Annotated in this window: 14 protein-coding genes; 2 read left to right on the top strand and 12 right to left on the bottom strand. The window is 32.8% G+C overall.

Going from position 1 to position 11997, the window contains the following annotated elements; all coding sequences use genetic code 11:
- Nucleotides 1–503, top strand: a 503-nt coding sequence (locus tag MR593_RS04340; RefSeq protein WP_290687204.1) for an iron-containing alcohol dehydrogenase, incomplete at its 5' end; no start/stop codon positions are given.
- Between the two features lie 62 nt (nucleotides 504–565).
- On the opposite strand, the gene MR593_RS04335 is transcribed toward MR593_RS04340, so the two are convergent.
- The 11 genes from MR593_RS04335 to MR593_RS04285 form a co-directional block, all read right to left on the bottom strand.
- Nucleotides 566–1189 (bottom strand): thiamine phosphate synthase, encoded by a 624-nt coding sequence (locus tag MR593_RS04335; RefSeq protein ID WP_290687203.1) that lies wholly within the window; start codon nucleotides 1187–1189, stop codon nucleotides 566–568.
- 9 nt (nucleotides 1190–1198) lie between these two features.
- Entirely contained in the window at nucleotides 1199–2302 is a 1104-nt protein-coding gene (thiH, locus tag MR593_RS04330; protein WP_290687202.1) for a 2-iminoacetate synthase ThiH, read from the bottom strand.
- Between the two features lie 12 nt (nucleotides 2303–2314).
- A complete protein-coding gene (locus MR593_RS04325; RefSeq protein ID WP_290687201.1) occupies nucleotides 2315–3085 on the bottom strand; it encodes a thiazole synthase in 771 nt (256 codons plus the stop codon).
- Nucleotides 3086–3098: 13 nt separating this feature from the next.
- Nucleotides 3099–3899: a sulfur carrier protein ThiS adenylyltransferase ThiF gene (gene thiF / locus MR593_RS04320; protein ID WP_290687200.1), complete on the bottom strand. Its 801-nt coding sequence runs from the start codon at nucleotides 3897–3899 to the stop codon at nucleotides 3099–3101.
- A gap of 2 nt (nucleotides 3900–3901) precedes the next feature.
- Nucleotides 3902–4096 carry a sulfur carrier protein ThiS gene (thiS, locus tag MR593_RS04315; protein ID WP_290687199.1) on the bottom strand — a complete coding sequence of 65 codons (195 nt, stop codon included), beginning with the start codon at nucleotides 4094–4096 and terminating at the stop codon, nucleotides 3902–3904.
- A 151-nt stretch (nucleotides 4097–4247) separates the two neighbouring features.
- Nucleotides 4248–4874 carry an ABC transporter ATP-binding protein gene (locus MR593_RS04310; RefSeq protein ID WP_290687198.1) on the bottom strand — a complete coding sequence of 209 codons (627 nt, stop codon included), beginning with the start codon at nucleotides 4872–4874 and terminating at the stop codon, nucleotides 4248–4250.
- Nucleotides 4864–5805, bottom strand: a complete 942-nt coding sequence (locus MR593_RS04305) for an ABC transporter ATP-binding protein (RefSeq protein WP_290687197.1) — start codon at nucleotides 5803–5805, stop codon at nucleotides 4864–4866. Before MR593_RS04305 ends, MR593_RS04310 begins: the two co-directional genes overlap by 11 nt.
- A 9-nt stretch (nucleotides 5806–5814) precedes the next feature.
- The gene (locus MR593_RS04300; protein WP_290687196.1) at nucleotides 5815–6672 is read right to left on the bottom strand and encodes an ABC transporter permease; all 858 of its coding nucleotides are present in this window, start codon (nucleotides 6670–6672) and stop codon (nucleotides 5815–5817) included.
- The gene (locus MR593_RS04295; protein ID WP_290687195.1) at nucleotides 6672–7658 is read right to left on the bottom strand and encodes an ABC transporter permease; all 987 of its coding nucleotides are present in this window, start codon (nucleotides 7656–7658) and stop codon (nucleotides 6672–6674) included. Before MR593_RS04295 ends, MR593_RS04300 begins: the two co-directional genes overlap by 1 nt.
- 191 nt (nucleotides 7659–7849) lie before the next feature.
- Complete coding sequence (locus MR593_RS04290) at nucleotides 7850–9481, bottom strand: ABC transporter substrate-binding protein (protein ID WP_290687194.1); 1632 nt, start codon at nucleotides 9479–9481, stop codon at nucleotides 7850–7852.
- A 187-nt stretch (nucleotides 9482–9668) separates the two neighbouring features.
- Nucleotides 9669–10631, bottom strand: coding sequence for a bile acid:sodium symporter family protein (locus tag MR593_RS04285; protein ID WP_290687192.1), 963 nt, complete (start codon nucleotides 10629–10631; stop codon nucleotides 9669–9671).
- A 353-nt stretch (nucleotides 10632–10984) separates the two neighbouring features.
- Here MR593_RS04285 and MR593_RS04280 point away from each other — a divergent pair, with 353 nt between their 5' ends.
- Nucleotides 10985–11482: a hypothetical protein gene (locus MR593_RS04280; protein ID WP_290687191.1), complete on the top strand. Its 498-nt coding sequence runs from the start codon at nucleotides 10985–10987 to the stop codon at nucleotides 11480–11482.
- A 46-nt stretch (nucleotides 11483–11528) separates the two neighbouring features.
- Here the strand turns inward: MR593_RS04280 and MR593_RS04275 are convergent.
- Nucleotides 11529–11997, bottom strand: a 469-nt coding sequence (locus MR593_RS04275) for a S4 domain-containing protein (RefSeq protein ID WP_290687190.1), incomplete at its 5' end; no start/stop codon positions are given.

The following is an 11997-nucleotide window of genomic DNA, read 5'->3' as shown; positions in this document are numbered from 1 at the left end:
TATATGCAATCGAGCTTATATACAATAACTTAATAACTGCAGTATTTGAAGGAGATAATTTCGAAGCTAGAAGTGCGATGCTTATGGGAAGCATGCTAGCTGGAATTGGATTTAGCCATTCTGATGTAGCAAGTGTTCACTGTATAGCTGAGGCTCTAGGCGGAATGTACGATTTACCTCATGGAGTTTGTAATGCAGTTTTACTTCCTCATGTTATGGAGTACAACAAGGACTATTGTGTAGCAAAATACGCTAGAGTTGCAAAGGCTATGGGATTTGAATTTAAAAATGATGAAGAAGGTGCTGATATAGCAGTTAAAGCTGTTCAAAAGCTTGCTTTAGATGTAAAGCTTCCACTATTCTCTGATTTAGATGTTAAGTTAGAAGACTTCGATATATTAGCTCAAAAATCATCTATAAATATATCTACTGAAAGCAATCCTAGACCTATGACTAAAGAAGATTACTTAAATGTACTTAATAATGCCTATAATGCAAAATAATAGATAAACTCAAAAGCCTTTTTGACAAAATATATGCTGTCAAAAAGGCTTTTTTAAAAAACTTATTTTATATTTTGATTGTAAGCTTCGATAATCTTATTTACATCATTGTTTTTGAAAAGCGTACTCATCACGGCAAAATCGTCACAGTAATTTATTACTTCTCCGACATTTTGAGGTAAAATCCCGCCTAAAGCCACTATTTTTATTTTTGTTATATTTCTCGCTTTTTTTAAAAGCTCGATTCCTTTAGGATTTAATCCTTCTTTACACTTAGTTTCGTATATATGTGATAAAGTTATATACTCTATTTCTATATCATTTTTCTCTATAATATCCTCTAATTCAACCACTTCCTCTACTGTATGTAGAGATAAACCTATAGCCTTATCTTTATCAAATTTGTATTTATCCTCTACCATGTTTTTGAACTTATGATAAGGAAGATGTATTCCATAAACTGAGTAATTTTCGTATAATTCTATAGCGCTATTTACTATTATTTTTATATCTGTGGAATTTTTCTCTAATTCTTGTAAAATTTCTAGATATAAATCCTTCAAATCTGGATAATCCAAATCCTTTTCTCTCAATATCAAATAATCTACTTTATTTTTAGCAGCCTCTACTATAGTATTTAAATATTTCTCTTTTGAGCATAGATTTCTATTAGTAATTAAATACATCCTTCACCTCTAGAATCTTTCCCAATCCTTAAATACGTATTGATATCCGATAGAGCCTAGCATTTCTCCAACTTCTTCTAAGCTTGCATCTGAATTATTTTCAAATTGGTTAGTTCCACCTGCTCCTAGAGTATGTCCACCTACCTCAGTAGTAACCTCTGCACTCAGCTTAGTAACTCCTAGAGGTATTACATGCTTTCTAAAATCTAAATCCTCTCTAGTAGAAACATTTAGCGCTGCATGAGGGTCGAATAATCTCATAACAGTCATTATTTGAAATTCTGTAGGGTCATCTACTGGATTTATATCGTCAAAGCTTCCCTTAAAAGGCTTCATTCTAGGTGCTGAATAAGATAGCTCTATATGAGGGTATTTAGTTTTTAAATACTCTCCATGTAATATAGTAAAAAATGCGTCCTTTCTATAATCGGCAAGACCTAAAAGAGCTCCTATTGATAGACTTCTCATCCCTGCAATTGCCCCTCTTTCTGGTGCATCAAGTCTGAATTTAAAGTTTGCCTTTGGTCCTTTTATATGGACTTTTTTGTAAATTTCTTCGTCGTAAGTTTCTTGATAGACAGTGAGTGAATCGGCACCATTTTTAACAAGCTGTTTGTATCCTTCGACCTCCATTGGATACACCTCTATACCTATAGATGCAAATCTTTCAGAAACTAGCTTTACAGCATTTGCTATATAATCAATTGGAGAATGTCTTTCACTTTCACCGGTTAGAATTAAAATATGTTTAAATCCCATATCTGCTATGCAATCTGATTCCGCTTTAATTTGCGCCATAGTTAATTTTCTTCTGTTGATTCCACTTTTGCAGTTATAACCGCAGTAAACACAGTGGTTCACGCAGTAGTTTGCTATATACATTGGAGTATATAAAGTAACAGTTTTTCCTAAATGCTGAAGACTCAACCTATGTGCCTTTTGCGCCATAGCTTCTAGATGTCTCATAGCCTTTGGTGATAATAAATTCAATATATCCATATGGTTTAATTTGTCTTTAGACAAACTTCTAAGTACGTCTGCATCTGTAACACTTTCAAAATATCCGTCGAAATCAAAATCTCTGTATTTTTCTATAACTTCATAAAAACTCATCTTATATCCTCCTTAAAACTTTCCTAAAAATCCTGTCAAAGGAGATGAAGCATTTGCAAATTCGCTAACTGGTCCTGTTTTTCCTAAGAAAGCATCTCTACCGCCTTCAACTGCCAATCTAAATGCATTTGCCATTTTTACTGGATCACTTGCTGATGATATTGCTGAATTTACTAATACAGCCGCTGCTCCCATTTCCATTGCCTCCATAGCTTGAGATGGTTTACCAATTCCTGCATCTACTATTATATTTGTATCTAATTCATCTATCATTATTTGAATCATTTCCTTCATCTTTAATCCTCTATTTGAACCGATTGGAGCTCCTAAAGGCATAACTGCAGCTGCCCCTGCTTCTATTAATTTTCTTCCTGCGTATAAATCTGGTGTCATATAAGGAAGTACAATAAACCCTTCATCTGCTAGTATTCTTGTAGCCTTTATTGTTTCTTCGTTGTCTGGTAGTAGATATCTAGTGTCTGATATAACTTCTATTTTTATAAAATCTCCACATCCCATTTTTCTAGATATTCTAGCAATTCTTACAGCTTCTTCTGCATTAGTTGCTCCTGAAGTATTCGGTAATATAGTCATATCTTTTGGTATATAAGTAAGTATGTTTTCCTTTGGATTGTCTAGATCAACTCTTCTTATAGCCATTGTTATTATTTGGCTGTTACTAGCCTTTATAACATCTGGAAGTATTTCATTACTTCCAAATTTACCTGTTCCTATTAAAAGTCTGCTACTAAACTCGTGTCCACCTAAAATTAATTTATCCATCTTATTTCCTCCATTATTCGATTTCATCTATAAGTATCTTCATAGCTAAATTTGCCATGTGATTTGCGCATATCGCTACTCTTGGAGCCATCAATCCATCGCCTTCCTTGGCTTCATGCTCAAAGTCTCCACAAATATAAAATTTCTCTCTTATTTTTTTAGTCCTTATATCGTTTGAATCATAATATCCTGCCATACCTGAGGATGCTATTAGATATTTATCTCTAAAATTTTTCAAGGCTGCATTGCATATCATAGCCTTGCATTTTGCATCGTCAAAGGCTTCGATTATTATATCTGATTCTCTTAAAAAATCTATATTTTCTTTTGTAATAAATACATCCTTAGTTTTGATATTTACAAAAGGATTTATTTTTCCCAGTATATTTTTTAATGCATCTGTCTTTTTCATTCCTATATGCTCTACAAAATACTGCTGTCTATTCAAATTAGACGGCTCCACGACATCGTAATCTACTAATACGAGCTCTCCTACGCCTACTCTAGCTAACGAAATTGCTATATTTGATCCTAAACCGCCTAGACCTAAAATAGCCACTTTTCCATTTTTGAGCTTTTTATGTATATTAGGGGTATGTCTCGCAATTAAAAGAGCTTCTAGCTCATCCTTTGAAGGAACCTTACCCTTTTGAATTAAAGTAATGCGATCTCCTTCTTTTAATATTTTGTCCTCACCTAGAGGAAATCCATTTAGAACAATTACATCACAATTTTTATCTACACTATCTCTAAACTTATAGGCAGTTGTATTTTGAGTAACTTCTTCAGGTGCCTCATTAAAAAAAATTTTCAAAATCAACCACCTCCAACAAAGCTTATAACTTCTATAACATCTTGATTTTTCAATAAATAAGTGCTGTAAGCTTCATCGTCTACAATTTCCATATTTACTTCTACAACGACCTTTTTAGGATCTAAGTCGTATTTTTTTAGAAGTTTTTCTATTGTAATATCTTCTGATAAATCGATATTTTTACCATTTAAAGTCATATTCTTCCTCCTCATTCTATAAAAGTCTTAGAAAACAAAAAAAGCAGAAAATAAACCATACCCGCGGTGGTATGCCCCATTTTCTGCTTTTTAAGCTGACATTATATTACCATTTATAGAAATTTATGTCAATCATTTTCATCAAAAATTTTTAAACTACTTTCTTTTTCTCTTCTCTAAACTCTTCTAAATCTACAACTCTATCACAGACTTTATCTACTAGAGCCTTCTCATGGCTTATCACAACTACACCTATATTGTGTTTTTTAGCATAATCTAATACTACATTCCAAATTTGGGCTTGCGTGATAGCATCTAGCATAGTAGTCATCTCGTCTGCTATTAAAAATTTAGTCTCGGGTGATAATGCTCTTATAACACAAAAACGTTGAAGCTCTCCTCCTGAAAGCTCACTAGGCCATCTATTCATCCAACCTTCCTTAATTCCCATAGCTTCTATAAGCTCTTTTGAAGGCGTAAATGCTTCGTTTATGATTTTTTTCATCTTCCACTTTGGATTTACAGATTTTTCTGGATGCTGGAAAATCAGCTGAACTGGGTTGTAGCCTCTTTTTTTTCGCTCACATCCCTCTAGTACAACCTCTCCCTTTTCTGGAGTTATATACCCCGCCAAAATTTTAGCAAGTGTAGTCTTCCCGAATCCACTAGGAGCCACTAGACCGACTACCTCACCGCTGTTTACATAAAAATTTATGTCCTTTAGGATATATCTATCTTCTGTGTATTTAAAACTCACATTATTGGCTTTAAGTTGCATGAATACATCTCACCTTTCCGTTTCTAATTTCTCTATTTTCAGGAACTCTTTCTTCACATTCTTTTGTTTTTAGCTTGCATCTATCAGAGAATACACATCCTTTTGGTAGCTCATTTGGCAATGGCTGTGTTTTGTCATCCATAGCAGTAAAATCGTTACTAGGTAGAGCCTCGTAAAGAGCCTTTGTATAAGGATGTCTGAGATTTTCACCGTTGTTTTTAAAGTCACTTTTATCTGCAACCTCTAAAGTAGATCCTGCATAAAAAATCGCCACTTTATCGGCTATTTTAAGTGCCGCTGTTATATCATGAGTTATCATAAGCACTGCACATCCGCTGTCTGCTATCTCTCTAAAATCCTTAAGAACTTCATTTAAAGAAACTTCATCAAGTCCAGGAGTCGGTTCATCTGCTATTATAACCTTACTATCTGAAGCGAGCGCAGTACATAAAAGCACCTTTCTCGCCATACCTCCTGATAGTTGAAAAGGATAGTAGTTTTTTACCTTTTTATCTAAATTGTATTTTTCAAATAATCTATCTACTATTTGATCCTTAGCCTTTTTATCTTTGTTTTTTATAGATATTTTTATTTGATTTCCTACTTTTTTAAGAGGATCTAGGTAGTTTACTGATTGAGGAATTAATACAATCTCGTCTCCTCTTAACTTTTCTTGTTTTTTTCTTGTTAGTTCTTCTCCCTTGTAGGTTATAGTTCCTTCTACAGACGCATTATCCGGCAGTATTCCAAGTATCGCATGGGCAAGCAAGCTCTTACCTGAACCACTAGAACCCACAACAGCTAGGATTTCTCCTTCATTTAATTCTATATCTAAATTTTTTATTACATTTAAATCGCTTCTAACTAATCCCTTTGTATATTGAGAAAATGATATTCCCAAATCCTTTACCTTTAAAATTGCATCCTTCATATCGGCCTCCTATTTATATGCAGTCTTAGGATTTATTAATTTTTCTATATTTTTCCCGATTCTATCTACCATCATAGATACTAAAACTAAGCTAAGCCCTGGGAAAAAAGCAAGCCACCAGTAACCACCTGTCAAGTACTTCATGCTCTCAGATAAAATTACACCTATAGCTGGCTCATGAGGTGGAAGTCCAAATCCTAAAAAAGTAACTGATGCTTCATGCAAAATAGCATGTGGGAATATAAGTACAGCACCTACTATTATCTGTGGTATTACATGAGGTAGTACGTGTTCCTTTGCTATATACCAATTGGATTTGCCGAAATTTCTAGCAATCTTAGTGTAATCAGATTCCATTATCTGCATAACCTCAGCTCTTATAACTCTAGTAAGAGATGTCCAGTGGGTAACTGCAACCCCTATTACAATCCCCTTCATACCGCCTCCCATAGCTATCGATATAAGTATTACTACCAATGTATGAGGTACTGATAAAACTAAATCTATAAACCATGTTATAACAGCATCTACCCTTTTACCAAAAGTAGGTCCTATAATTCCAAGTAATATCGCTATTATTGTACTTACTACAGTAGCAAGTAGGCCTATTTTCATACTCAAACTAAGACCCTTTATAGTTCTTGTAAGCATATCTCTTCCTACCCAGTCAGTCCCAAATAAATGAGAAAGTGATGGAGATTGAAATTTATTAGGCAAATCTACATATAAATCGTCTACCTTTATAAAGCTACCCCATACTAAAATCACTATAAAGAAAAAAGCGAATAATCCTATAGAAAATATTGTTTTTTCTCTAACTCCGAGTTTAAAAATCGATTTTTTTTCTGTATTTTTAATATTTTCCATTATAAATCGCGCCCCTCTCTTATTCTAGGATCTATTAGACGATACAATAAATCTGCTATTATATTTCCTGAATAAACAAAAATTAAACTTATTATGGCAATCCCCATAAGAAGAGGTAAATCCCCCTTAAGACCAGCTGCAACTGTAGCCTGTCCTAATCCAGGATACGAGAATACCTGCTCTACAAATATAGTTCCTCCAAACAACTCACTAAAAGATAAAAATTGAAGTGTTATAGCTGGAAGTGATACATTTTTTAGAACGTGGTGAAATACTATTTGTCTTAGACTTTCACCGCGAGCCTTCGCAAATAACACGTAGTCTGTAGACATTATCTCTACGACCTTTTCTCTAGTATTCATACATATACTTGAAATTCCTATAACTCCAAGTGTCAAAGCTGGAAGTATTATATGCTGCAACCTTTCGTATATACCGACATTTTCAGATAAAACACCTATAGGAACACTCAGTGCCACCGGGAACCAACCTAGTTTTACAGCAAATACCATTATACAAAGTATTCCAAGCCAAAATGTTGGAGTCGACATAATTATATAGCAATAGCTACGTATTATCTTATCTACTAACTTTCCTTCCTTTACTCCTGCTATAATTCCCAAAACAAATCCTATAATTCCAGAAAGTATCCACGATATAGCCATAAGCCATATAGAAGACAAGAACTTTTGTCCTATAACCTCCAAAACAGGTCTTCTATAAATCATAGAAGTTCCCCAATCTCCAGTTATAATAGACTTAAACCAAGACCAAAATCTAACTAGCGGAGGCTGATTTAAACCCCAATGTTCTGCTATCAACGCCCTTTGCTCTGCACTTACCTTTGTAGATGCACCAACATAAGCTGTCACCGGGTCTATCGGCGATAACTCCATAAGTACAAAGGTAATTATACAAAGAGCTACTAAAAGAGTTATTAATTTTAAAAACTTTTTAGTTAAAAATTTACCCATCCCTTTATTCATCTTTTTTCTCCTTAAATATTTATCTTGTATTTTGTGAGAAATAATTTTCCACACTATACAATTATATAACAAAATCTTTAATTATAAATACCTTTACAATGGATTTTGCACTGCGTTTTCCTATAAATTAAAACTATAAAGTAGTACCTACCTAAACAACTCTAAGTAGATACTACTGTTTATATCAAATATTATTTTTTCCAAGACCATTCTGTTACGTTATCAAATATTCTTCCTCCGTGTGGTTGAACTACTGGATTTCCAAAATCAAATCCATCTGCTGCTAGGTATACATGATTTGCATTTGCAAGCCAGCAATATGGAGCGTCGCCTTTAGCTGATGTGTAATTTTGAAGATCCTTCCAGTATTTAAGAGCTTCTTTTTCATCTGTAGAATCTAAAGCCTTGTCTATATCTTCATTTACTTTTTCGTTATTGTAGCATCCTGAGTTATCCCAAGATACTGTTCCACCTGCTATAGGTCCGTAGTATAGGTTGTATAATTCTGATGGATCACCTGAACCAAATCCGAAAAATACTGCTTCTCTATGTATATCTTCAACTATTGTATCCCAAGTTCTGATTTCTAAATCTACGCTTATACCTATTTCTTTTGCTACATTTACAAATTCTAGAGCCATCTCTTGTCTGTATGTACCTTCAGTGTAAAGTAATTTAAATTCTGCCTTTTGACCGTCTTTTTCAACTATACCATCGCCGTCAGTATCTTCCCATCCAGCGTCAGATAGTATTTTTTTAGCTTCGTCTACATTTGCGTATTCATCTTTAGATAGCTCTGTATCTTTATTTTCCCAAGGCATTTGTTCAAGACCTGTAGTAGATACACTACCATATCCGTTAAGTACGCCGTCTACGATTTTTTGTCTATCTATAGCTGTATTTAAAGCCTTTCTTATAGCTATATCACTTGTTACGTTGTTACCCATTTCATATCCATCTTTTGCTTTTTTGCCTTCGTTTGGAATTGTTGGGAAGCATACACCGTAGCATTCTATACTTGGTATATTTATTACTTGTGTTCCCTCTACCTCTTTATCTGCTAAATTACCGTTTATTTGGCAAACGTCTATATCACCTGTTTGAACTGCTGAAAAAGCAGCGTCAGTATCTAAAAATACCATTGTCAATTGTTTTATTTTTGGTTTGTCGCCGTAGTAATTTTCATTAGCTTTAGCTATAACCTGTTGACCCTTGTCCCATTGTACAAATTCATAAGGACCAGATCCGATTGGGTTGTCCTTAAAGTTTTCATCGTAGGCATGCTTAGGAACTATACCTAAGTAAGCTAATCTTTCCATAAATGCTGAATAAGTTCTAGTCAATTTAAACTCTACAGTTGTATCATCTACGACCTTTACACTGTCTATCATTGTTAAATCTATTTCTGAGCCTGATTCTTTGGCAGTTTCATAAGTAAACGCCACATCCTCTGCCTTTACAGGTTCACCATCTGTAAATTTAGCATCATCTCTAATAGTTACTGTCCAAGTTAACTTGTCATCGGATACCTTATATCCTGTAGCTAAATCGTTTTCAAATCCTAAATCTTTATCCCTTTTAAATAGAGTTGAAAAAAACACCTTTGTAAGTGAACCGTGTCCTCCTGTTGTAGCATCAAATCCTGTCTCTGGTTCAGCACCTATTGCAACTATTAATTCATCGTTTTTTATTCTTTCTTCTCTTTTAGAAGTAGCTTCTGACGAAGAATTTGAAGAGCTACTACTTGATTGAGAGCATCCCACTAAACTTGTAACTGATAAAGCTACAGCCAATCCTAAAGCCAATAATTTTTTAAATTTCAAAATAATAACCTCCCTTTGATTATAATCCCAATAAAAAAATAAAAGCCATGAAGCAAAAACCTTCATGGCCTAAATATCATTCATTGATATCTTACAAATTAAATATTAACTTGAGATAAGTGTATCATATAACAAATATTTTCTCAACAAATTTTTAACAATTTTTGTATATTATTTATCAAGCTCACTATTTAGCTTGTTGTAATTCATCTTCATCTTCGTCAGTTATTTCCTTATTACCCCAATAGTTAGCAAGTACTGAAACTGAGAATGCATGCCATATACCTGCAATTGCTGGTGCTATTGCTGCTTCTGGTGCGAAATGTGCTGCTGCTAAAACTGTAGCTAATGTAGCATTTTTCATACCAGTTTCTATAGATAGAGTTCTTCTCTTTCTTTCTTTAAATCCAACAAGTTTACCACCGAAGTAACCACAGAAATATCCGTAGATATTGTGAATAATTACTGCTATTGCTACTATTATTACTGATGCATTTAATTTAGATGCATTAGCTGCTACTATACCTGCAACTAAAAGTACCATTGCAAGACCAGATACTGAAGGTAATACTCTAACACATTTTTGTGCTGCTTTAGAGAAGAACGTATTAGCTATTATACCTAATATAATTGGTATTAAAACAACTTTAGATATTGATATAAACATACCTAAACCATCAACTTGTACGTAAGTTCCTGCAAATAAATAAATTAATGCTGGTGTAACAAGTGGTGCTATAAAAGTAAATATTGAAGTATAAGTTACTGATAATGCAACGTCTGCTTTAGCTATAAAGCTCATTACGTTTGAAGTAGTTCCCCCTGGACAAGCTCCTAATAATATAAGACCTACTGCAATATCACCCTTTAAACCTAATACTTTAACTACTATAAATGCACCTACTGACATAGTTATCATTTGAATTAAAAGTCCTAATATAACATCTTTAGGTTTTTTAAAGATTAATATAAAGTCCTCCTTAGTCAATGTCATACCCATACCAAACATGATGAATCCTAAAATTGCATTGAAGTATGGAACTACTCCTATAAATATATTAGGATTAATATAAGATATAGCTGCCCCAATTAAAACTAATAGAGATAAGTATTTTTTTACAAAGTTCCCCAACTTATCTACAAAATTCATAATAATGCCTCCCTTTTATTTAATTATTTACCATAAAACTAAAATCTATAATCCTTCTATATGAACTATATGTGAACTGAAGAATTATCTTTTTATATAATAACATAATATTCAAAAAAATCACTATTTTTGATGAAACATTATATATTATTTTATTTTTATATATTATTTAATATAATAATATAGATTCAGATTTTTATATTAAATATTTTAATTCTCGATGTAATATTTTGTAAGACTTTTGTTAGTTTAAATTAAATTTATATCAATTTTCGATATGCTAAAATTTTATTAAGATAGTTAAAAAAATAGTTACTACAACACAATTTTTTATTTCTTTTGGAGGTATTACTATGAAAAAAGATAAACTCTTATTTACCGTTATTTTTTCTGTAATTTGCTTAAGTTGTTTTCCTATTATATCTTATGCAAATTCCTCATGGCATTGGGTTTCGGATAGAAGACCTTATGACGTTTTACCTTTTGTAATAATTATCACGTTATTAATCGAAACATTTTTTGTTGTACACTTTGCAAAAGTAAAAAATTTATTAAAAGCATTTTTAGTTGTTTTAATAAGTAATATTTTATCTTTTATTTTTCCGTATTTCACTTATGCATTTGATGAAATATACACCTTTGAACAAATGATGGAACACACACCATCTTATACGATTGGACTTGCATACTTACTTAGCACTTTAATAATTGAGTTTCCATTAGTTTACGGATTTTTATTTAAGGATGCTCCAAATGAAAAAAGCTTAATTAGTTCTATTATTGTAAGTAATATAATTACAACAATACTCGTTTTCGTTATTGAACGAATACTTTCGCCTGGATGTTGGTAAAAATTTAAAAAGGTGCTGTCATTATTTCTACAGCACCTTCTATTCATTAAGAAACTATTATTTTTATAAATCTCTTCTTGCCAACTTGGACTACCAATTCTCCTTCTTTTGGTAATTCAGATTCTTTTTCTATCTTGACGTCGTTTACCTTTACTCCGCCTTGTATCAATAATCTTCTAAATTCACTCTTGCTTGATACTAGACCTTTATCTACTACAGTTGAAATCAAATCGAAGCCGTCCTTGCTTACAGTTACTGTGTCCATATCCTTAGGTTTTTGACCCATTTGGAATATCATCTTAAATCTTTCTTCAGCCTGTTCTACTTCTTCTTCTGTGTGGTATAGACTTATTATTTCCTTTGCTAAGTCCATCTTGATATCTCTTGGATTTACAGATTGATCTTCCAGAATCTTTTTAACTTCTTCGATTTTTTCTTCGCTCACATCAGTTAGTAATTCGTAGTATTTTACGATTAATTCATCTGGTATTTCCATAACCTTTTGGTATTTTGAT

This window comes from Intestinibacter sp. (assembly GCF_022780145.1).
Classification (GTDB): Bacteria; Bacillota; Clostridia; order Peptostreptococcales; family Peptostreptococcaceae; genus Intestinibacter.
The sequence above is the reverse complement of the archived record's forward strand: the minus strand, read 5'-3'. Positions and strand labels throughout refer to the sequence as shown.

Coding starts and splice junctions, on each gene's coding strand:
- thiS (WP_290687199.1), bottom strand. CDS start 4,096: ATGACTTTAAATGGTAAAAATATCGATTTATCAGAAGATATTACAATA.
- MR593_RS04280 (WP_290687191.1), top strand. CDS start 10,985: ATGAAAAAAGATAAACTCTTATTTACCGTTATTTTTTCTGTAATTTGC.
- MR593_RS04335 (WP_290687203.1), bottom strand. CDS start 1,189: ATGTATTTAATTACTAATAGAAATCTATGCTCAAAAGAGAAATATTTA.
- MR593_RS04295 (WP_290687195.1), bottom strand. CDS start 7,658: ATGAATAAAGGGATGGGTAAATTTTTAACTAAAAAGTTTTTAAAATTA.
- MR593_RS04305 (WP_290687197.1), bottom strand. CDS start 5,805: ATGAAGGATGCAATTTTAAAGGTAAAGGATTTGGGAATATCATTTTCT.
- MR593_RS04300 (WP_290687196.1), bottom strand. CDS start 6,672: ATGGAAAATATTAAAAATACAGAAAAAAAATCGATTTTTAAACTCGGA.
- MR593_RS04285 (WP_290687192.1), bottom strand. CDS start 10,631: ATGAATTTTGTAGATAAGTTGGGGAACTTTGTAAAAAAATACTTATCT.
- MR593_RS04325 (WP_290687201.1), bottom strand. CDS start 3,085: ATGGATAAATTAATTTTAGGTGGACACGAGTTTAGTAGCAGACTTTTA.
- thiH (WP_290687202.1), bottom strand. CDS start 2,302: ATGAGTTTTTATGAAGTTATAGAAAAATACAGAGATTTTGATTTCGAC.
- MR593_RS04310 (WP_290687198.1), bottom strand. CDS start 4,874: ATGCAACTTAAAGCCAATAATGTGAGTTTTAAATACACAGAAGATAGA.